This is a genomic window from Nocardioides cavernae (genome assembly GCF_016907475.1).
GTDB lineage: Bacteria > Actinomycetota > Actinomycetes > Propionibacteriales > Nocardioidaceae > Nocardioides > Nocardioides cavernae.
This window is the reverse complement of record NZ_JAFBCA010000001.1, coordinates 2,066,588-2,087,214: the sequence shown is the minus strand read 5'-3', so window position 1 is coordinate 2,087,214 and position 20,627 is coordinate 2,066,588. Positions and strand designations below refer to the sequence as shown.

Sequence of the window (20,627 nt, the reverse complement as noted above, 5' to 3'; positions counted from 1 at the left end):
ACCCGCTGTCGGACCCCTCTGCTCGAATCGACCTGGCACCACCACTCAAAGGACGTTCCATGACCGACAGCACCCTGGTTGCCGACGAGGTGACCCCCGAGCAGCACAAGCGCTTGCGCTGGGCGCTCGTGCTCATCTCCCTCGCGCAGCTGATGGTGGTGCTCGACAGCACCATCGCCAACATCGCCCTCCCCTACATCGGCGAAGACCTGTCGATCGAGCAGGCCAACCTGCAGTGGATCGTCACGGGCTACGCCCTGACCTTCGGCGGGTTCCTGCTTCTCGGCGGCCGGCTGGCCGACCTCTACGGCAGGCGACGGATCTTCATGACCGGCGTGCTCCTGTTCGCGGCCGCCTCGCTCGTCGGCGGCTTCGCCCAGAACGAGGTCATGCTGCTCGGCGCCCGTGGCTTCCAGGGCCTCGGCGCTGCCATGGCGTCCCCCGCCGCCCTTGCCCTGATCACCACCACGTTCCCCGCCGGCAAGGAGCGCAACCGTGCGTTCGCGGTCTACGCCGCCATGGCGGGCGTGGGTGCCGCCGTCGGCCTCATCCTCGGCGGCTGGCTCACCGGCCTCGACCCGATCCTGGGCCTCGAGGGCTGGCGCTACACGTTCCTCATCGTCGTGCCGATCGGCCTGGCGGCGGCGATCTTCGCCCCCCGCTTCTTCGACGAGTCCGAGCGCCACTCCGGGTGGCTCGACGTCCCCGGTGCGATCACCGGCACCGGCGCCCTGCTGGCCATCGTCTACGGGCTGTCCCGCGCGGGTGACGTGCGCTACGGCTGGGACGACACCACCACCGTCCTGAGCCTCGTCGTCGGCGTGGCGCTGCTCGGTGTCTTCCTGCTCATCGAGTCGCGTGCCGAGCACCCGCTCATGCCGTTCCGGATCTTCAAGAGCAAGAACCGCGCTGCCGCCTTCGCGGTGATGATGATCGTCCCGGCGGCGATGTTCGCGATGTTCTTCTTCCTCTCGCTCTTCATCCAGCTCGTCGTGGGCTACTCCCCGCTCCACACCGGCGTTGCCTTCCTGCCCTTCTCGATCGCGATGATCATCTCGGCGACGACCGCGTCCAAGCTGATCGCCTTCGTCGACCCGCGCTACCTGTCGGGCGTGGGCACGCTGCTCTCGGCTGCGGCGCTCTACGGCTTCAGCCGGATCACCGTGCCGGAGGACCCGGCGTCGATCCTGGCCTCGCTACCGGCGTCGATGGGTGGCCAGGGCGTCGCGCTGGGCACGGACGTCAGCTACTGGACGCAGGTGTTGCCCTTCGTCGTCCTGATGGCCTTCGGCATGGGCCTCAACTTCGTGCCCCTCACGCTCGTCGCTGTGCACCACCTGCGCGCCCAGGACACCGGCATCGGGTCCGGGGTGCTCAACACGATGCAGCAGGTGGGTGGCGCACTGGGTCTGGCCACGCTGAGCACGGTGTCGCTCCACTTCGCGCAGACGCGCGCAGACGAGATCGCCCCGTCGATCGCGGCCGCCGCGCCGCAGCTCGACCAGGGGGCGCTCGGCCAGCTCGCCTCGCTCGGATCGTTCACCGAGGGCGCCACGATGGCGTTCCTGGTGGGCTCGCTGATGATGGTGGCAGCCTCGGCGATCGTGTGGCTGTTCCTCGACGTCAAGCACGAGGAGCTGGCCACGGAGTCCGCGCCCGAGGGCGTCGGCGTCCACTGAGCCACCCGGCACACCGAGCCATCCGACGTCGTCGCCGTCTCGAAGGAGAGTCGTGACCGATCCCCTCCTGACGACCGACGACGTCCCGGGCGACCCGCGAGCGATGGTCCTGGTCCTCCACGGGGGCAAGCCCCGGTCGGACCGGGTCATCGGCTCGACGAGCGCGTCCTGGCGCCGGGCCGCGTGGCTGCAGCGCGCGATCGTGCCGCAGGCCCACGAGGCCCGCGTCGGCGTCTGGCTCGCGCGCTACCGGGTGCGCGGGTGGAACGGTGGCGCCGGCCCGGTGGCCGACGCCCGGTGGGCCCTCGACCAGATCCGGGCCGCCCACGGCGACGTGCCGGTGGTGCTCCTCGGCCACTCCATGGGTGCCCGGGTGGCGGTCCACGCTGCCGACGACTCGTCGGTCGTCGGCGTCGTCGGGCTCGCGCCGTGGTGGTCCGCGGACGATCCCGTCTCCTCCCTCGCGGGCCGTGCCCTGCGGGCCGCCCACGGGCGCCGGGACCGCATCACGTCGTTCCGCGAGACCAGTCGCTACGTCGATCGTGCGCGCGCGGTGGCGAGCAGCGCCGAGCTCCACGACATGGGCGGCCTCGGCCACTACATGCTCGCGGGCTCGCAGGAGTGGCACGACGTGGCGCTCGCGTCGGTGCTCGAGGTGGTCAGAGGTTCCGGGCGACCGTCGCGGAGAGCCTGACGGCCCGGCCCGCCCACTCAGCCGACGCACCGGCGAGGCCGCAGGTCGGCGTGACGACCAGGTGCTCCCCCACGCCGTCCGGGTCGAGGCCGAGCATGTCGAGCCACCGCTGCACCCGCTCGGTGGTCCGCGCCTCCGAGACCTCGGTGGCCGGCGCCGTGGACGGTACGACGCCGAGGGCGGTGGTGCGGCCGGACTCGAGCACCTCCGCGAACGTGTCGAGGTCGGCCGGGCCGAGCATGTCGAGGTCGGCGGACAGGCCGTGCACCCCCGTCCCGGCGACGAGCGACCACGGCGTCTTCGGCGCGCAGGAGTGCACCCATGCCTCGCCGCCGGCATCGACGATCGCCGCGACGACCCACTCCAGGTGCGCCGAGGCCTCGGGGAGGTCGACCCTGCGGTGCCGGCCGAACCCGCTGGCGGTCGGCACCTGGCCGGCGACGACCGCGGCCAGCACCGGCTCGTCGACCTGCACGATCCAGCGGTCGACGCCGTGGAGGCGTCGCCGCAGGTCGGCGAGGTGGGTGCGGACGCCTTCGGCGAGCGCCTGCGCGAGCTCGCGGCGGGCGCCGTGGTCGGCGAGCACCTTGTCGCCGCGCGGCTTCTCGACCGTGGCGGCCAGGGTCCACGGGCCGGCGACCTGGGTCTTGAACGCGCCCTGGTAGTCCTGCGCCAGCTCCTCGACGGTGTCGAGGTCCTGGGCGAGCAGCGACCGCGCGCGACGGTGGTCGACGCCGCTGGCGTCGGTCAGCCGCCAGCCGGCGGGCTGGAGGTCCGCGCCGAGGCCGGACACGATCGCGAGCCCACGACCCGTCATCGCGGCCGTCACGCCTCGGCCGGGGAGCTCGGGCACGTGCGGGAGGTCGGGCAGCTCGCCCAGGACCAGGCGGGTCGCCTCGGCGTGGTCGGCGTCGGTGGTGCCGGGCATCGAGCCCACGCCCGTGGCTCGCGTCACGCGTGGACCTCGACGGGACGGGTCGACTCGATGGTCGCCGAGCCGACGACGCGGGTGCCGTCGTAGATCACCGCGGCCTGCCCGGGTGCGATCCCCTCGGCCGGGTCGAGGAGGTCGATCTCGACGTGGTCCCCGGACACGACGACGACCGCCCGGTGCTCCGCCCCGTGGGCGCGCATCTGGACGGTGCCCTCGACCCGCTCGGGGACCGTGCCGCACCAGCGCGGGCGCACGCCGGCGACGTGGTCGACGGCCAGGCGCTCGCGGGGCCCGACCGTGACGGTTCCGCTGACCGGCTCGATGTCGAGCACGAACCGCGGCTTGCCGTCCGCGGCGGGCACGCCGAGGTGGAGGCCGCGGCGCTGGCCGATGGTGAAGCCGTAGGTGCCGGTGTGGCTGCCGACCGTCTCGCCGGTGGTGGCGTCGACGATGTCGCCGCCGTGGTTGGGCGCCCGGTCGCCGAGCTTCTCGCGAAGCCAGCCGGCGTTGTCGCCGTCGGCGACGAAGCAGATGTCGTGGGAGTCGGGCTTGTCGGCCACGAGCAGACCGCGGGCCTCGGCCTCGCGACGGATGGCCGGCTTGTCGGTGTCACCGAGGGGGAACATCGAGTGCCGCAGCTGCCCCTGGTCGAGCACGCCGAGGACGTAGGACTGGTCCTTGGCGTGGTCGGTGGCGCGGTGCATCTCGATCAGCCCGTCGGCCCCGGTGCGCAGCTGCGCGTAGTGCCCGGTCGCGACCGCGTCGAAGCCCAGGGCGAGCGCGCGGTCGAGCACGGCGGCGAACTTGATCTTCTCGTTGCACCGCAGGCACGGGTTGGGCGTGCGCCCGGCGGCGTACTCGTCCATGAAGTCCTCCACGACGTCCTCGTGGAAGCGGTCGGACAGGTCCCACACGTAGAACGGGATGCCGATGACGTCGGCCGCGCGGCGTGCGTCGTTGCTGTCCTCGATGGTGCAGCACCCGCGCGCCCCGGAGCGGTACGACGCCGGGTTGCGGCTCAGGGCGAGGTGCACCCCGGTCACCTCGTGCCCGGCCTCGACGGCGCGGGCGGCGGCCACGGCCGAGTCCACCCCGCCGGACATGGCGGCGACGACCCTCATCCCTGACTCAACCGCCCTCATCGTGCCTTGGCGGCCCGGGCGCGCTCCACGACCGGGCCGATCGCCTCGACGAGGGCGTCGATGTCGCTCGGCGTGGTGCTGTGGCCCAGCGAGAAGCGGAGCGAGTGTCGCGCCTGGTCCTCGTCGCAGCCCATCGCGAGCAGGACGTGGGAGGGCTGCGGGACGCCCGCGGAGCAGGCGGACCCGGTGGAGCACTCGATGCCGCGGGCGTCGAGCAGCATCAGCAGCGAGTCGCCCTCGCAGCCCGGGAAGCCGAGGTGGGCGTTGCCCGGGAGCCGCTGGGGCCCCGCCGGCGCGCCGTGCAGGTGGGCGTCGGGCACGACCTCGACGACGCGGCGCACCAGGTCGTCGCGCAGGGCGGCGACGCGCACGGCGTGCTCGTGCTGGTGCTTGACCGACTCCTCGACGGCGGCCGCGAGGCTGGCGATGGCCGGCACGTCGAGCGTGCCGCTGCGGATGTCGCGCTCCTGCCCGCCGCCGTGCACCAGGGCGCTGACGGCCAGGTCCCGACGTACGACGAGCGCACCCACGCCGTAGGGGCCGCCCACCTTGTGGCCGGTGAAGGTCAGCGCGTCGACGCCGGAGGCGGCGAAGTCGACCGGCACCTGACCGAGGGCCTGGACCGCGTCGGTGTGCACGGGGATGCCGTGCTCGGCGGCGATCGCGACGACCTCGTCGACCGGCTGCAGGGAGCCGACCTCGTTGTTGGCCCACATCACCGAGATCAGCGCGACCGACTCCGGGTCCCTGGCGACCGAGTCCCTCAGCGACTCGAGGTCGAGCACGCCCTCCGGCGACACGGGCAGCAGCTCGACGTCGGCGCCGTCGCTCACGGCGAGCCAGTGGAGCGGGTCGAGGACCGCGTGGTGCTCGATGGCGGTCGAGAGGACGCGGGTGCGACGGGGGTCCTCGGCGCGGCGGGCCCAGAAGATCCCCTTGAGCGCGAGGTTGTCGGACTCGGTGCCTCCGGAGGTGAAGACGACGTCCCCCGGCCTGGCACCGATCACTCGGGCGATGGTCTCGCGGGACTCCTCGACCACCCGTCTGGCACCGCGGCCGGAGGCGTGCAGCGAGCTCGCGTTGCCCACACCGGTGAGCTGGCGCGTCATCGCCTCGATCGCGGCCGGCAGCATCGGCGTGGTCGCGGCGTGGTCGAGGTAGACGAGCGGCTGGTTCATGACCTGCCAAGCCTACGGGGCCGACCTCCGTCAACCCGCCCCGCGTGGCCACGTTCACACCTAGGCTCCCCCCGTGCGCGCATCCCGGGCCCGGCTCGCCTGTCTCCTGCTGCTGCCGACCCTCGCGTGCCAGGCGGGCGGCCAGCCGCCCGACGGCTCCCCGGCACCCGACGGTCCGGGACGGTCCGCGGCGACGGCAGGGACGGACGGGTCGCTGCGCGAGCAGGCCCTCGCGCTCCTCGACGAGCGCGAGCGGGCGCTGGCGGACGGCGACCGCGAGGCGTTCCTCGCCACCGTCGACCCCGACGAGCTCGGCTTCTCCGCGACCCAGGCCCGCTGGTTCGACAACCTGGCCCGGCTGCCGGTGGGCGACGTGTCCTTCGAGCTCGGCGACGAGGACGCCCTCGCCGACGACTTCGACGACGGCGAGCTGCGGCTCCCTGTCGAGTTCACGATGCGGCTGCGCGGCTTCGACAGCCGCCCCGTCACCGACAAGATGGTGTGGACGTTCGTGCACGAGGACGACGTCCTGCTCGCCGGCGACCGCGACGAGCAGGTCGACGTGGTGAACGGCTGGATCCCGGCCCCCTGGGACCTCGCCCACATCGAGGTGCGCCGCGCGGGCGGCATCCTCGCGGTCTTCGACGAGGACACCAGCGAGCACGCCGGCTACGTCATGTCCGACCTCGCCGACGCCACGGCGGTCGTCAAGCGCCACTTCCCGGACTGGTCGGGTCGCTACGTCGCCTACGGCACGTCCGACACCACCGCCATCGCCGAGATGAGCGGCATGTCCGTCGACCGGACTGCGGGCGTGGCGTTCCCCGTGCTGGCGCGCCCCGGCGGTCCGGTGGCCGCCTACCGGTTCGCGGTCAACCCGACCGTCGTCGGCGACGTCCTCTCCCGCGGCCTCGTGTTCCGTCACGAGCTGGCGCACGTCGCGCTGGGCGCGACCGACGACCGCTCCCCCGTCTGGTTGATGGAGGGCGCCGCGGAGTACGTCGCCCGCTCGACCATGCCCGTCGGCGCGCGCCGTCGGATCGCCGCCTACCAGCTCGGCGGCACGTCCGCGCGCACGCTCGAACCCACCAGGAGCTTCTACACGGGCGACCCGACCCTCAGCTACAACCTGGCGGCGGTGGTATGCGACTACGTCGCCACCACCAGGGGCGAGGCCGCGCTGTGGGACCTCGTCCGCACGTTCCGCACGGCCCGATTCTTCTCCTGGGCCCAGACCGAGGACGTCGTACGCCGCGAGCTCGGGCTCTCGACGAAGGAGCTGAGTGCACAGGCGCTCGCCTGGGCGCGCGCTGCGTGAGGCCTCAGCCCATCCGCTCGAGCCAGGGGTGGTCCGCGCGCTCCTTGCGAACGGCCTCGCGCAGCCAGTCCTGCTCCGCCGCGCCGAGCAGCGGCCATGCCACCGCGAGGTCGGCATCGTCCTTCGGTCGGTTGAGCCGGGCCTTGTGGTGCAGCACCACCTCCGGGCGCATGTAGCGGATCCCGTCGTCCGCCGCCCATGTCACGTCCGCCAGCGGCACCACGTGGTCGGGGTCGCGGCGCGACACCCACAGCCCGTCGCGGTCCTCGGCGAGCAGGCAGTCGAGGAACCACGGTGCCTGCGCGTGGTGGCGCAACCAGACCTGCCCCGAGCCCTCGTGCGGTCCGGGGAAGTCGTCGTTCACCGGCCGGAGCGCGCCGACACCGGCGCTCCAGATGTGGTGTCGGTCCCCCACCATCGCCCGGAAGAGCGGCAGGTCTCGCAGCCAGATCACCGCGTCGATGTCCTCGTGCCGCCGCGCCTGTCCGGTGAAGGCGTCGATCGCCCACCCACCGACGACCCACCACTCGCCGTCGTACGTCGCCATGAAGTCGGCCAGTCCGGCCGGGTCGAGCGCCTTCCACTCGCCGTAGAGCCGACGGAACGCGGCCTCTTCGGCGAGGTCCTCCGCCGAGGGCTCCCAGTGCATTCCCGCAGGCTAGCGTCGCGCCCGTGCACACACACGAGCCCGAGGGGTACGACTGCCCGTTCTGCCGGATCCAGCGAGGCCTCCACAACGAGCACAACCGGGCCGAGGACGTCGTCGCCGTCACCGAGCACGCCTTCGCCCGCGTCTCCCCCACCTGGTGGCCGGACAACCCCGGCGGTGTCCTCGTGGTCCCGCGCGTCCACCACGAGAACCTCTACGACTTGCCCGCGGAGGTCGGCCACGCCGTGTGGGACCTCACCCAGCGGCTCGCGGTGGCGATGCGGGCGTCGTACGACTGCGACGGGGTGTCGACGCGGCAGCACAACGAGCCGGCCGGTGACCAGGACGTGTGGCACCTCCACGTGCACGTCCTGCCGCGCCACCACGGCGACCGGCTCTACGAGCGCCATCCCGAGCGACGGTGGGTGCCGCCGAGCGCGCGCGACCCGTACGCCGAGAGGCTCGCCGCCGTGCTCGACCTGCCACGCGCCTTCGACTGAGCCCGGTTGCGGCAGGATCACCGCATGGAGTTCGAGCAGATGCAGCAGCGGGCCCGCGCGGTGCGGAGCAGGTACGCCGAGGTCGAGGCGTCGACGTACGGCCGGTCGTGGACGACCGAGGAGGTGATGCTCGGCTTCCTCGGCGACGTCGGCGACCTCGCCAAGCTGGTGCAGGGCAAGGCCGGCGTGCGCCCGCGCGAGGACCTCGACGAGGCGCTGGCCCACGAGCTCGCCGACTGCCTGTGGAGCGTCCTCACCCTCGCCGACGCCTACGACGTCGACCTCGCCGCTGCCTTCGCGAGCACGATGGACGAGCTCGACGAGGTGCTGGCGGAGGACTGACCGCCGGACGCTAGAGCAGGACGAGGTCGTCGCGGTGGATGACCTCGCGCTCGTACGCCGCCCCGAGCGCCACCTTGAGCTCGCTGGTCGAGCGGCCGAGGAGGGCGGGCAGCTCGTCGGCGTCGAAGTTGACGAGCCCGCGGCCCACCACGGCGCCGTCCGGGTCGAGCAGGTCGACGGCATCACCGGCGACGAAGGCGCCGTCGACGGCGGTCACGCCGGCCGCGAGCAGCGAGGCACGACGCTCGACGACGGCACGCACGGCACCGCTGTCCAGCGACAGCGTCCCCTGCCCGGACGTGGCGTGGGCCAGCCACAGCAGACGGGTGGGGCGGCGCTTGCCGGTCGCCTCGAAGTGGGTGCCGACCTCGGCGCCGGCCAGCGCGGCAGCGGCCTGCTCGGCGGAGGTCAGCAGGACGTCGATGCCGGCACCGGTCGCGATGCGGGCGGCCTCGACCTTGGTGGTCATGCCACCGGTGCCGACGCCGGCGGAGCCCGCCGACCCGACGGTCACCGCGGCCAGGTCCTCCTCGGACCGCACGACCGGCACCAGCCGCGCGCCGGGCCGTGATGGCGGGCCGTCGTAGAGCCCGTCGACGTCGGACAGCAGGACCAGCAGGTCGGCGTGCACGAGGTGGGCCACCAGCGCCGCCAGCCTGTCGTTGTCGCCGAAGCGGATCTCGGAGGTGGCGACCGTGTCGTTCTCGTTCACGATCGGCACGACCCCGAGCTCGAGCAGCTTGGCGAAGGTCTGGTGCGCGTTGCGGTAGTGCGCGCGCCGGGTGACGTCGTCGACGGTGAGGAGCACCTGACCCGTGACGATCCCGTGCCGGGCGAACTCCTCCTGGTAGCGGTGCGCCAACAAACCCTGCCCCACGGACGCGGCCGCCTGCTGCGCGGCGAGGCCGCGCGGCCGCTTCGTCAGCCCGAGCGGGGCCAGGCCGGCGGCGATGGCACCGCTCGAGACCAGGACGACCTCTGCGCCGGCACCGCGAGCGGCGGCCAGCACCTCCACCAGCTGGCGTACGCGGGCCGGGTCGATGCCGCCTGCAGCGGTGGTCAGCGACGACGAGCCGACCTTGACGACGATGCGGCGGGCACCGTCGACCAGGGTCGAGCGGTCAGTCGTCACTGCCGTCCCAGTCGGGGTCGTCCTTGCTGCCGATCTCGTAGGCCATCGGGCCCACGCCGGAGCTGCCGGAGCTGCGGTTGGGACCCTTCTTCCTGCGCTCCTCGTCGAGGCGGCGGGCGACGTCGGCGCGGGCCTCCTCGTCGGCCTTGGTCTCCATCCCCTCCGCGATCTCGCGGCGGCGGTCGCGGGCGGGACGGGCCTCGCGCAGCCGCTCGTCCTCACCACGACGGCCGAGCATCTCCGCACCGGCCTCGACGCTGGGCTTGAAGTCGAAGACGACCGAGTTGTCGTCGGCGCCAATGAGGACGGTGTCGCCCTCCTGGGCACCCATCTTCGCGAGCTTGACCTCGACGCCGAGCCGGTTGAGGCGGTCGGCGAGGAAGCCCACGGCCTCCTCGTTGCTGAAATCGGTCTGCCGCACCCAGCGTTCGGGCTTGGTGCCGCGCACCCGCCACCCGTCGTCGGTGGCGACGACGTCGAAGTCGTCGCCGCTGTCGACCGCCTTCGGCCGGAGCACGATCCGCTCGGGCTCGTCCGCGGGCGCGACCTCGCGGGACGCGACGACGATCTCGGCCATGGCGAAGGTGAGCTCGCGCAGGCCGGCGCCGGAGGCGGCGCTGACCTCGAACACACGCAGTCCGCGACCGCGCAGCTCCTCGACCACCATGTCGGCGATGTCCTGGCCGTCCGGGACGTCGACCTTGTTGAGCGCGACCAACCGCGGCCGGTCCTCGAGGCCGCCGTAGCGGGCCAGCTCGCCCTCGATGACCTCGAGGTCGTCGAGCGGGTTGCGGCCCGGCTCGATGGAGGCCGTGTCGACGACGTGGACCAGCGCGGCGCAGCGCTCGATGTGGCGCAGGAAGTCGTGGCCGAGGCCACGGCCCTCGGCGGCACCCTCGATCAGGCCGGGCACGTCGGCGACCACGAAGGTCGTCTCGCCGGCGGTGACCACGCCGAGGTTGGGGATGAGGGTGGTGAACGGGTAGTCGGCGATCTTGGGCCGGGCCCGCGAGATCGCGGCGATCAGCGACGACTTGCCGGCGCTCGGGAAGCCGACCAGGCCGATGTCGGCCACGACCTTGAGCTCGAGGCGTACGACGAACTCGTCGCCGGGCTCGCCCAGCAGGGCAAACCCGGGGGCCTTGCGCTTGGAGGAGGCGAGGGCGGCGTTGCCGAGGCCGCCGCGGCCGCCGGCGGCGATGATCAGCGTCGTCCCGTGGCCGACGAGGTCGGCCAGCGCGGTGCCGTCCTCGGCCTTCACGAGCGTGCCGTCGGGGACGGTCAGGACCAGGTCCTTGCCGTTGCCGCCGTTCTTGTGGTCCCCGGCGCCCTGGCCACCGTTGTCGGCGCGGCGCTTCGGGCTGTGGTGGTAGTCGACGAGGGTCGTGACGCTCGTGTCGACCTGGAGGATGATCGATCCGCCTTGACCGCCGTTGCCGCCGTCGGGACCGCCGAGCGGCTTGAACTTCTCCCGCTTGACCGAGGCCACGCCGTTGCCACCTCGTCCGGCCGCGAGGTGCAGCGTGACCTGGTCGACGAACGTGGGGATGGCCATGGGGGTTCCTGTCAGGTGTGGAGCGGGGGGTGAAAGCACGAAGGGCGCCCCCAGACAGGGACGCCCTTCGCAGAAGTGCTCAGTGTCGCGGTGACGTCACTCGCCGGGGACGATGTTGACGACCTTGCGGCCGCGGCGGGTGCCGAACTCGACGGCGCCGGCCTGCAGGGCGAACAGGGTGTCGTCGCCGCCACGGCCCACACCGGTGCCCGGGTGGAAGTGGGTGCCACGCTGGCGCACGATGATCTCGCCGGCGCCGACGACCTGGCCGCCGAACCGCTTCACGCCGAGGCGCTGGGAGTTGGAGTCACGGCCGTTCTTGGTGCTCGCAGCACCCTTCTTGTGAGCCATTGTTCAGTCCTTTGGAACGAAGAGTTGGTGGTCGACCTCGAGCCGGCGCTCAGAGGGAGATGTCGGTGACCTTGACCTGGGTGTACTTCTGGCGGTGACCCTGGCGCTTCTTGTAGCCGGTCTTGTTCTTGTACTTCTGGATGATGATCTTCGGACCCTTGGTGCGGCCGGTGACCTCGACGGTCACGCTCGCCTTGTCGAGGCCGGTCGCGGTGACCTTGTCACCGTCGACGACCATCACCACAGGAAGGGTGAGGGTGTCACCGGCGGCAGCCATCGCGTCGATCTCGATGACGTCGCCCACGGCAACCTTCTGCTGCTTGCTGCCACTGCGCACGACTGCGTACACGGCGAGTCACTCTCCTCGATACGAACTACTGGTCTCAGGAACTGGGGGTCTGCGCACGACACCGCCTGGAACTTCGGGCGAGTACGCCGCGTGGCGGGCGCGCAGGGATGGTGTGTCGAACACCGAGGGTCAAGACTACGGGATCGGGTGCCGACCGGGCAAAACGAGGTCGGCCACCCTCCTCCCGGGCCTCATCGCTTGCGCGAGCCCTTCTTCTTGATCGGGACGTGCTCGACCACCGGCGCCTCGCCGGGACCGCCCGAGGACGGGTCGGGCTGGGTGTCCCGGCCACCGTCGGTCGCGTCGGACGCAGGAGCGGCCTCGCCCATCGGCGTGGTCGGCGTGGTCGGCGTGGTCAGGGTGGTCGGCGTGGTGGAGCCGCCCACGCCCGACGGCGGACCGGCGGGACGGCTCGCGGACCGGCGACGCGTCCGCGTCACCACCTTCGGCTTCTCGGGCTCGGCCGGCGGTGCCTCGACAGCCTTCTCGTCAGCCTTCTCGTCAGCCGGCTCGACCGCCGGGTCGCTGCTGGCCGCCGGAGCTGCGTCGACGGGCGGTGCCTGAACCGGCGGCACCTCGGCACGCGGCGCCTCGGCGCGCGGGGCCTCGGCGACCTTCTCCGCAGCCGGTTCGGTCGTCTCCACCGGCCGGGCGTCGCCCGGCTGCTCGCCCGACACGTCGGAGGCGTCCGACGACGCCTCCTCGACCGTGCGCTCGTGGCGCGCCATCGCGGCGACGTCCTTGGGCGACGGCGCGGACGAGTGGGCGTGGTGCGGCTCGCTGGTCTTCGCGTCGGCGCTGCCGCCCGCGTTGTCGCCGCCGGTGTCGTTGCCGGAGTCGTCGTTGCCCGCACCGCGACGACCGCGGCGCCGGTTGCTGCGGCGACCCTCTCCGTCGTCGGAGCGGGCGTCCGGGTCCACGGGCTGGTCCTTGATGACCACGCCACGGCCGTGGCAGGCCTCGCAGTTCTCGCTGAACGCCTCGACCAGGCCGGTGCCGATCCGCTTGCGGGTCATCTGCACCAGGCCGAGCGAGGTCACCTCGGCGACCTGGTGGCGGGTGCGGTCGCGACCCAGGCACTCGACGAGCCGCCGGACCACGAGGTCGCGGTTGGACTCGAGCACCATGTCGATGAAGTCGACCACGATGATGCCGCCGATGTCGCGCAGCCGGAGCTGGCGCACGATCTCCTCGGCGGCCTCGAGGTTGTTCTTGGTGACCGTCTCCTCGAGGTTGCCCCCGGACCCGGTGAACTTGCCGGTGTTGACGTCGACGACGGTCATCGCCTCGGTGCGGTCGATGATCAGCGAGCCGCCCGACGGCAGCCAGACCTTGCGGTCCAGTCCCTTGTGGATCTGCTCGTCGATCCGGTACGTCGCGAACACGTCGCCGCCGGTCGCACCGCGCTCGAACCTCTCGAGGCGCTCGGCGAGGTCCGGGGCAACCGACTCGACGTAGCCGTGGACGGTGTCCCAGGCGTCGTCACCCTCGATGACGAGCTTGGCGAAGTCCTCGGTGAACAGGTCACGCACGACCTTCAGGGTCAGGTCGGGCTCCCCGTAGAGCAGCTGGGGGCCGGAACCCTTGTGGGTCGCCTTCTTCTCAATGTCCTCCCAGCGGGCCTTGAGGCGCTCGACGTCACGCGTCAGCTCGTCCTCGCTGGCGCCCTCGGCCGCGGTGCGCACGATGACGCCGGCGGTGTCGGGGACGATCTCCTTCAGGAGGGTCTTGAGGCGGCTGCGCTCGGTGTCGGGAAGCTTGCGCGAGATGCCGGAGGTGGTGCCGTCCGGGACGTAGACGAGGAAGCGACCGGCGAGGCTGACCTGGCTGGTCAGGCGGGCGCCCTTGTGACCGATCGGGTCCTTGGTGACCTGCACGAGGATCATCTGGCCGCTCGAGAGCACCGACTCGATCTTGCGGGGCTGACCCTCCTTGTGGCCGAGCGACTGCCAGTTGACCTCGCCGGCGTACAGGACCGCGTTGCGGCCCTTGCCGATGTCGATGAAGGCGGCCTCCATCGACGGGAGCACGTTCTGGACGCGGCCGAGGTAGACGTTGCCGATGAGCGAGGTCTGGGACTCGCGGGCGACGTAGTGCTCGACGAGGACCTTGTCCTCGAGCACGCCGATCTGGATGAGGTCCTTGCGCTGGCGGATCACCATGACCCGCTCCACCGACTCGCGGCGGGCGAGGAACTCGGCCTCGCTCACGATCGGCGCACGACGACGACCGGCCTCGCGGCCCTCGCGGCGGCGCTGCTTCTTCGCCTCGAGCCGGGTGGAGCCCGCGACCGCGGTGATCTGGTCCTCGGCCGAGCGGGTCTTGCGGACCCGGGTCACGGTGTTCGGCTCGGCGTCGTCGGAGGAGCCCTCGTCGCCGGCGCGGCGACGACGGCGGCGTCGGCGCGAGGTGCCCTCGCCGGTGCCGTCGGTCGCGTCGGAGTCGCCGTCAGCCGAGGCGGGTCCCGCCGTGCCTTCGGTGGAGTCGTCGGCCGTGTCGGCGGAGCCGGACTCGGCCGCACCCTCACCGTCACCCTCGCCACCCTTGCGGCGACGGCGGCCGCCGCGGCGGCGACGACGACGACCGGCGCCACCCTCGCCGTCACCCTCGGTGTCGTCAGCGGACTCGGAGGACGACTCGTCCTCGGACTCCGCGGCGGACTCCGTGCTGGTCTCGGTGCCCTCTGCGTCCTCGGTGGCCTCGGCCTCCGCGAGGGCTGCGACGGCTTCCTCGTCCTCGTCGACGACGGGCGCGTCCTCGGCGGCGACGGCCTTCTTGCCGGACCGCTTCCTGGCCGGCCTGTCAGCCGTGGACTTCCTTGCAGCCGACTTCTTCGCGGCCGACTTCTTCGCCGGGGCCGCAGTCTCGGTGGCCTCGGGAACCTCGGTGGACGCGGGGGCCTCGGCGGCCTCGGTGGACTCCGTCGCGTCGACCGTCTCGACCGGGGCGGGCACGGCCTTCTTGCGCGTGCGGCGGGTCGTCGTGGTGACGACGGGCGCCTGGAACAGCACGGCGTGACCGGTGGCGGCGTCGGAGGCCTCAGCGGTCCCGGCTGCCTCGGCGGTCTCCTCAGCGTCAGCGGCGGCGGCGGCCTGCTCGGGCGCGGGTGCGGCCTTCTTGGCGGTGCGCTTGGCCGCGGTCTTCTTGGCCGGCGCCTTGGCGGCCGACTTCCTGGCAGCCGCCTTCCTGGGGGGCGCGGGGGCCTCGTCGGCCGGGTCGGCCTCGGCCTGCGCGGCGGCAGCGTCGGGCTCGGGGGTCGCGACGGTCTTCTTCGCGGCGGTCTTGCGTGCCGGCGCCTTCTTGGCGGGCGCTCGTCGCGAGGTGGTCTTCTGCACGACCGGGGCGTCGGTGTCGCCGGCTTCCGGAGCGGCACCGGCCGGCGAGTCCCCAGCGGACGGGGCGGGCGCGGCGGCCGACTTCTTGGCAGGCGCCTTGCGCGTACGACGGGTCACGACGGGCGTGGCAGGCGCAGCGGCCTCGGTGGGCTGGCCCGCCTCCGACTCGGTGCGCTCGGGCTGGTCGTTCTGGTCATCACTGAGCATGTGGTGCTCCTCGGGCACCGTGACGGTGCCGGTACGGCGTCCGCCCCTCTCGCAGGACGATCGGCGGGGACGCAAAGCTTCTGTGGCGGCGACCCCCTCCGCGGGTGCGTCTCCGGGCAGCCGGTGCGCCACCCGCCGCGGTCGCCGGGCCACCGAGTCGCTGTCACCGACTCATGTGGCCGCGTCGCGGTCCGGTGACGTCCACCCACCCGGGGTGCCGACCGCTGGTGCGGCCGGCGAGAACGTCGTCGGCTCGACGGATCCCGACGGTGGTCAGGGCGTCGAACGTGGCGAGTATCGCACACAGCGACCCGCGTGGCGCTATGCGCGATCCGCCAGCGGGTCGCCGACCTGGTCCGATCCGAGCAGGGGGCCCTGGGCCAGCCGCGTCATCAGCGGCGCCTGGTCCATCGGCAGGCCAGCCACCGCCTCGAGCCCGCGCAGGACGTCGTCGGGGCGCACAGCCGGGGTCCCGTGCCGCAGCACCACGTCCATCGACGTACGTCCGGGCGCGGCACCGGCGGCCGGGTCGACCACCAGCGACAGGACGGCACCGCGAGCGTCGAACTCGCGCATCCCCTTCTTGGTCATCCGCTCCACGAGCACCTCGTCGGCCGCGAGGAACCGCATCACGGCGTCCGCGACCGCAGCGTGGTCGGCGGTCAGCCCGATCCGCCAGCGGCTGGCCTCGAGCAGGTCGGCCAACGACCCGCCGGGCGACTCGACGACCTCGAGGACGTCCAGTCCGGGCGGCAGCGCCTCGTCGAGCATCGCGTGGACGTCGGCCGCCACGACGACCTCGGCGAGGGCCAGCTCGAGGTACTCCGCCTCGCTCGCCGACCCCGTCGGGGCCGCACCGGCGTAGGAGATGCGCGGGTGCGGGTTGAAGCCTGAGGAGTAGGCCATGGGCACCCGTGCCCGGAACACCGCACGCTCGAAGGCGCGGCTGAAGTCGCGGTGGCTGGTGAAGCGCATGCGACCCCGCTTGGCATAGCGCACGCGGAGTCGTTGGACCGGTGGAGCCTGCTGTTCGGGTTGCTGCTTCACCTCTGGCGCTCGAAGACCTTCACGCGGTGCGAGGCCACCGCACGGACCCACGCGGACTCCGAGTGTCGCCCGAGCGCCCAGGCATCGAGCTTGTAGAAGGCGTCGGGCCGCTTGCCGGCCACGCGGTAGGTGAGCAGCTGCTTGCTCAGGAAGTACGTCGGCATCTCGTCGACCTGTCGGAGGCCTTGGCGCTCGAGGATGCCGATGGTCTGCTGCCTCGGTCGCATCTTCATGATCTTCGACGGCATCCACTGCGGCAGGCGCAGGAACCGCTCGTGCAGCACGACGTAGCGGGAGGACCACCGGCAGAGTGCCTCAAGGGACGCGGCCCACTCGGCGTCCGACATCACGTGGTAGAGGACGTCGAACGAGTGCACGTAATCGAATGAACGATCAGGGAGGTCCGCGGCCGCGATCGGGGAGCAGACCTTGGCGATGGGCAGGTCGATGCCGTCCAGCGCCGTCTGGGAGATGTCGAGAGCCGTCACGTCGAAGCCACGCTCGTGCAGCACCCGTGTGAAGGCACCGACGCCGGCGCCGGCGTCGAGTGCCCGGGCGCCGGCAGGCAGCGCGAGGCGGTCGAGCAACCGCCCGTACTGATCGGCAAGGAGCTGGTAGGCCAGCTGGTTGCCCCGCTCGGTCACGGTGTCGATGCCCACGGCCTTCAACGCGCCGTTGTGGTCGTCGTGGCGCTGACGCCAGTAGTTCTTCTCGTCAAACACAGGATCGCCCCCTCCCGGTGGATGGTGGCGGCTGAGTCTACTCATGACGAGGACGACCCTCCGGTCGCTCGACGTCTCCGCCCAGGTCGTCCCCGTCGGCGTCGGCGCCGTCACTCGTGGGGCGGTCGGTGTCCGTCATCTGGTCGATCCGCAGCGTCAGCAGGGCGACCTCCTCCGCCAGGGTGCGGGTGCGATCCTCGAGCCGGCCGATCTCGTAGCTGAACTGGATGCTGAGCAGGAGCAGCAGCATGCTGGCCACGAAGAACAGCAGGTTGGCGGGGACCTGGACACCCAGGAGGTCGGCGGCCCGGGTCAACAGGCCGGGGAACACCACCAGGAGCACGGTGCTGAACGCCACCACGACCCAGATGAGCGCGTGCTTCTCCCGCAGGCGCTGGCGCCGCAGCATCTCGAAGAGCACGACCAGGGTGGCAACCGCGCCCACCACGCCAAGCGTCAGGACGGGACTCATCACTTCTCCTGACCGAGGGTCTCGGTGGCGGCCGGCCATCGGCGCACCAGGGCGAGCCCGAGGGCGACGACGGCGCGCACCAGGTACGTCGCGGCGCGCAGCGGGGACTGGCTGGCCGTCCCGACGGTCCGCGGGCGCATGTGGACGGGACGCTGGGACACGGTGCATCCCACGCGCAGGGCGATCACGAGCGACTCGACGGTGTCGCCCAGGTACTCAGCCGGGTAGTGGTCGGCAAAGACCCTGACCGCACGACGGTTGGCGACGCGGAAGCCACTGGTCACGTCGGTGAGGTGGGTGCCGGCGAGCCGCGAGAGTACAGATGCCAGCATGCGCATGGCCCACCGCCGCGGACCGCGTGCGGCGTAGTTCCCCTCACCTGCGAACCTGGCTCCGATGACGACGTCGGCGCTGTCGAGCCCGGCGAGGAGCTGGGGGAGGTAGCTCGGGTCGTGCTGGCCGTCCGCGTCGATCTGGACGACGACGTCGTAGTCCTCCCGCATCGCGTAGCGGTAGCCCGTGCGCATCGCCCCACCCACGCCCAGGTTGAAGGGCAGCCTCGCGACCTGAGCGCCGGCCGCCCGTGCCACGTCCGCCGAACCGTCGCCGGACCCGTCGTCCACGACCAGGATGTCCACGTCGGGCTGGCAGGCCCTTACCTCGGCGATGGTGCCTGCGATGGCACCGGCCTCGTTCCATGCGGGAATGACCACCAGGATGCGTGGACCGGGGCGTTCGGGCATGGGGGAACCCTAATGGGGATGCCGCCCATCCCGGCCCTCGGCGGTGGCCACCGTCCGGCGGACGGCGACCGCGGTGGCGACGAACGCCACCAGTGAGGCGACCGTGAACCCGCCCAGTCCACGCCCTTCCGCGCCCCAAGGAGTCGCGATCATCACGAGGGCGGCGGATGCGATCGCAGCGGCCCAGCAGGTCGTGGCCGTCCAGTAGCGCCGCAGCGCGACCAGGGCCGCTGCCTGGAGCAGAGCCCCGGCCATCACGCAGGTCGCAGCGGCGACCAGCGCGGCCATGACCGGAGTCGGGCGGTAGTCGGCACCCAGCACCAAGGCCACCGCCCACGGACCGATGGCGTAGCCCACGGCGGCGCCGAGGAGCGCGGCGGCGGCGGTGCCTCCGGCGATGTACTCCAGCGCCCTGGTGAGGTGGTGGGTGTCCCCGCTGCGGCTCCACCGGACCACGGTGGGCACCGTGAGCGCCTGCACGGGCGCCATCAGTGCGAGTGGCGCGCGCGAGAGGGTGATGACCGCGATGAGGACCGCCAGGTCGGGCGACTTGCCCAGGATGGCCACGGTGACGGCGGGGAAGCCGGTGAGCACCAGGGCGGAGAGGCCGTTGGCGATGCCGAGGGCCGCGACCGGGCCGGCCACCACGCGCCACTCGTCACGCGGGCCCGTCCAGTCCACAGCGCGCGCGAGCCGACCGAGGGCTCCCACCCAGACCAGCGACCCGGCCACGGTGGCGAGGACCGCCCACTCGACGGCAGCCTCCACGTCGAGCAGCACCAGCCCGGCGATGATGGCCACCCGCGCCAGCGCCTCGCCGACCAAGAGAGCGGCGTACCCGCGGAGCGCGTGCGCACCTAGGAGCACACCACGGGCCAGGATCAGCATCGAGAAGTTGGCCAGCGAGGCCAGGGTGAGGAGCAGGACTGACAGCGAACCGTGCACGACCTCGCGCCCAGACGGCGTCGCCAGGACACCCGCGAGGAGCACGAAGCTGGCCATCGCGGCCAGTCCGACGGCCTGGGCGGCACCCACCGGCGTACGTCGTCCCTCCAGCGTCGCCGTAGTGGACTGCCTCGCGACCTCCTGCTCCACGGAGCCGAGCACGCTCGCGAAGGTGAAGATCAGCGCCCAGACCGCCTGGAAGTGCAAGTTCTCCGTCGGGGTCAGCCACCGCGCCACCACGATGAGCAGGAGCAGGCCCAGCCCGCTGGCGGCGAAGAAGGAGACGGAGACCAGGCCGAGCTGGCGCCGCGCATGCGTCACGCGGCGCTCGCGGCCATGCGCAGCCCGCGCAGCACCCCAGCACCGAAGCAGACGCCGAAGGCCGGGCTCAGCGCGCCCACGGCCACCGACTCCCGCCCGGTCGCGCCGCACGAGCCGGCCAGGGCGCCGGCCGCGACGCACGCCAACACCCCGGCGCCCGCCGTGGTGCGGGGCCGCGCCGCTGCCGCGAGCCCACCGACCGTGATCGCCCCGACGACGCCCACCAGCAGCCCGCGGGCCGCGGACGGATCGGCGAGGTAGCCGTCGACGAACGTCGTGCCACGGTAGAAGCACTGCCGTGACCACGACCCTCGGCCGGTCTTGGCGTGGTGGGTGCACAGGACGTCGGGCGAGAGGTGGATGTCCTGCTCCCCCGCGACGGCGCGCAGGAGGCGGGTGTCGTCGGAGGCCAGGGAGCTGTCCCCGAAGTGGGAGTCGAAGCCGTCCGCCGCCCGGCGCAGCAGGGCGGTCGGCGCCAGGAACGCACCGGTGCCCTTGGGGTAGCGGTCGAAGTCGTCGAGGCCGAAAGCCACGGCCTTACGCCTACGGAAGTAGTCACGCCACCAGACCTTGGTGATGCCGGTCCAGAACAGGGCTCTCAGGTCGCGGGAGCCGGGCACTACGTCGTAGTTCCAGACCTCGTCGCCCCGGCCCACGGCCGCACGGATGCGGGCGAGCGACTCCGGGTGGACCTCGACCCGGGCGTCGAGGAGAAGGACGACTTCGGTGGTGACGACGTCGAGCCCCGCGGAGCGCGCGGCGAAGCGCCCGGCGTTGCTCTGGCGGAGCACGCGGACGTCCGATCGCTCGGCGACCTCGGCGAGCACCGCCAGGCTCTCGGCGTCGGTGCTGCCGTCATCGACGACGACCACGTCGAGCGGCCAGTCGGCGCGACCAGCGGCCTCCGACAGGGCGGCGAGGGCGCGCTCGACCCACCGTCCCTCGTTGTAGGCTGGCATCACCACGCCCAGCCGTGCACGGTGCTCCGAAACGGGTACTCCTGCGGTGGAGG

20 protein-coding genes are annotated in these 20,627 nt (G+C 72.5%); 5 read left to right on the top strand and 15 right to left on the bottom strand.

Going from position 1 to position 20,627, the window contains the following annotated elements; genetic code table 11:
• The first annotated feature begins 59 nt into the window (after positions 1-59).
• Together JOD65_RS09740 and JOD65_RS09735 are read left to right on the top strand one after the other, a co-directional pair.
• Positions 60-1,679, top strand: a complete 1,620-nt coding sequence (locus JOD65_RS09740; protein WP_191196530.1) for an MFS transporter — start codon at positions 60-62, stop codon at positions 1,677-1,679.
• Between the two features lie 52 nt (positions 1,680-1,731).
• Positions 1,732-2,373, top strand: coding sequence for an alpha/beta hydrolase (locus JOD65_RS09735; protein ID WP_307821059.1), 642 nt, complete (start codon positions 1,732-1,734; stop codon positions 2,371-2,373).
• Here JOD65_RS09735 and JOD65_RS09730 read toward each other — a convergent pair.
• From JOD65_RS09730 to JOD65_RS09720, 3 genes are read right to left on the bottom strand one after another with little or no spacing between them, the layout of a single operon-like run.
• Entirely contained in the window at positions 2,339-3,328 is a 990-nt protein-coding gene (locus JOD65_RS09730; RefSeq protein WP_307821058.1) for a uroporphyrinogen decarboxylase/cobalamine-independent methonine synthase family protein, read from the bottom strand. The two genes, JOD65_RS09735 and JOD65_RS09730, sit on opposite strands and share 35 nt — an antisense overlap.
• Positions 3,325-4,428, bottom strand: coding sequence for a tRNA 2-thiouridine(34) synthase MnmA (mnmA, locus tag JOD65_RS09725; RefSeq protein WP_191196529.1), 1,104 nt, complete (start codon positions 4,426-4,428; stop codon positions 3,325-3,327). Before mnmA ends, JOD65_RS09730 begins: the two co-directional genes overlap by 4 nt.
• Before the next feature lie 17 nt (positions 4,429-4,445).
• A complete protein-coding gene (locus tag JOD65_RS09720) occupies positions 4,446-5,627 on the bottom strand; it encodes a cysteine desulfurase family protein (RefSeq protein ID WP_191196528.1) in 1,182 nt (393 codons plus the stop codon).
• A 73-nt stretch (positions 5,628-5,700) separates the two neighbouring features.
• Here JOD65_RS09720 and JOD65_RS09715 point away from each other — a divergent pair, with 73 nt between their 5' ends.
• Positions 5,701-6,945: a hypothetical protein gene (locus tag JOD65_RS09715; RefSeq protein WP_191196527.1), complete on the top strand. Its 1,245-nt coding sequence runs from the start codon at positions 5,701-5,703 to the stop codon at positions 6,943-6,945.
• A gap of 4 nt (positions 6,946-6,949) precedes the next feature.
• On the opposite strand, the gene JOD65_RS09710 is transcribed toward JOD65_RS09715, so the two are convergent.
• On the bottom strand, positions 6,950-7,594 hold the full coding sequence (locus JOD65_RS09710; protein WP_191196526.1) for a nucleotidyltransferase domain-containing protein: 645 nt from the start codon (positions 7,592-7,594) through the stop codon (positions 6,950-6,952).
• 23 nt (positions 7,595-7,617) lie between these two features.
• Here JOD65_RS09710 and JOD65_RS09705 point away from each other — a divergent pair, with 23 nt between their 5' ends.
• Together JOD65_RS09705 and JOD65_RS09700 are read left to right on the top strand one after the other, a co-directional pair.
• Entirely contained in the window at positions 7,618-8,094 is a 477-nt protein-coding gene (locus JOD65_RS09705) for an HIT family protein (protein ID WP_191196525.1), read from the top strand.
• A gap of 24 nt (positions 8,095-8,118) precedes the next feature.
• The gene (locus JOD65_RS09700) at positions 8,119-8,436 is read left to right on the top strand and encodes a MazG nucleotide pyrophosphohydrolase domain-containing protein (protein ID WP_204811067.1); all 318 of its coding nucleotides are present in this window, start codon (positions 8,119-8,121) and stop codon (positions 8,434-8,436) included.
• Positions 8,437-8,446: 10 nt separating this feature from the next.
• Here JOD65_RS09700 and proB read toward each other — a convergent pair whose 3' ends face one another.
• From proB to JOD65_RS09645, 11 genes are all read right to left on the bottom strand, one after another.
• Positions 8,447-9,568 carry a glutamate 5-kinase gene (proB, locus tag JOD65_RS09695; RefSeq protein ID WP_191196524.1) on the bottom strand — a complete coding sequence of 374 codons (1,122 nt, stop codon included), beginning with the start codon at positions 9,566-9,568 and terminating at the stop codon, positions 8,447-8,449.
• Positions 9,558-11,123, bottom strand: coding sequence for a GTPase ObgE (gene obgE / locus JOD65_RS09690; protein WP_191196523.1), 1,566 nt, complete (start codon positions 11,121-11,123; stop codon positions 9,558-9,560). Before obgE ends, proB begins: the two co-directional genes overlap by 11 nt.
• A gap of 96 nt (positions 11,124-11,219) precedes the next feature.
• Positions 11,220-11,474: a 50S ribosomal protein L27 gene (gene rpmA / locus JOD65_RS09685; RefSeq protein ID WP_135840891.1), complete on the bottom strand. Its 255-nt coding sequence runs from the start codon at positions 11,472-11,474 to the stop codon at positions 11,220-11,222.
• A 49-nt stretch (positions 11,475-11,523) separates the two neighbouring features.
• Complete coding sequence (rplU, locus tag JOD65_RS09680) at positions 11,524-11,823, bottom strand: 50S ribosomal protein L21 (RefSeq protein WP_056908626.1); 300 nt, start codon at positions 11,821-11,823, stop codon at positions 11,524-11,526.
• 191 nt (positions 11,824-12,014) lie between these two features.
• On the bottom strand, positions 12,015-15,365 hold the full coding sequence (locus JOD65_RS09675) for an Rne/Rng family ribonuclease (RefSeq protein WP_191196522.1): 3,351 nt from the start codon (positions 15,363-15,365) through the stop codon (positions 12,015-12,017).
• 321 nt (positions 15,366-15,686) lie between these two features.
• On the bottom strand, positions 15,687-16,364 hold the full coding sequence (locus tag JOD65_RS09670) for a TIGR03936 family radical SAM-associated protein (RefSeq protein ID WP_372440107.1): 678 nt from the start codon (positions 16,362-16,364) through the stop codon (positions 15,687-15,689).
• 44 nt (positions 16,365-16,408) lie between these two features.
• A complete protein-coding gene (locus JOD65_RS09665; RefSeq protein WP_191196520.1) occupies positions 16,409-17,134 on the bottom strand; it encodes a class I SAM-dependent methyltransferase in 726 nt (241 codons plus the stop codon).
• Positions 17,135-17,171: 37 nt separating this feature from the next.
• Positions 17,172-17,606 carry a DUF2304 domain-containing protein gene (locus tag JOD65_RS09660; RefSeq protein ID WP_191196519.1) on the bottom strand — a complete coding sequence of 145 codons (435 nt, stop codon included), beginning with the start codon at positions 17,604-17,606 and terminating at the stop codon, positions 17,172-17,174.
• Entirely contained in the window at positions 17,606-18,349 is a 744-nt protein-coding gene (locus JOD65_RS09655) for a glycosyltransferase family 2 protein (RefSeq protein ID WP_191196518.1), read from the bottom strand. Before JOD65_RS09655 ends, JOD65_RS09660 begins: the two co-directional genes overlap by 1 nt.
• Positions 18,350-18,358: 9 nt before the next feature.
• Complete coding sequence (locus tag JOD65_RS09650; RefSeq protein ID WP_191196517.1) at positions 18,359-19,615, bottom strand: polysaccharide biosynthesis protein; 1,257 nt, start codon at positions 19,613-19,615, stop codon at positions 18,359-18,361.
• Positions 19,612-20,574: a glycosyltransferase family 2 protein gene (locus JOD65_RS09645; RefSeq protein WP_191196516.1), complete on the bottom strand. Its 963-nt coding sequence runs from the start codon at positions 20,572-20,574 to the stop codon at positions 19,612-19,614. The genes JOD65_RS09650 and JOD65_RS09645 overlap by 4 nt, the downstream gene beginning before the upstream one ends.
• Positions 20,575-20,627 lie beyond the last annotated feature (53 nt).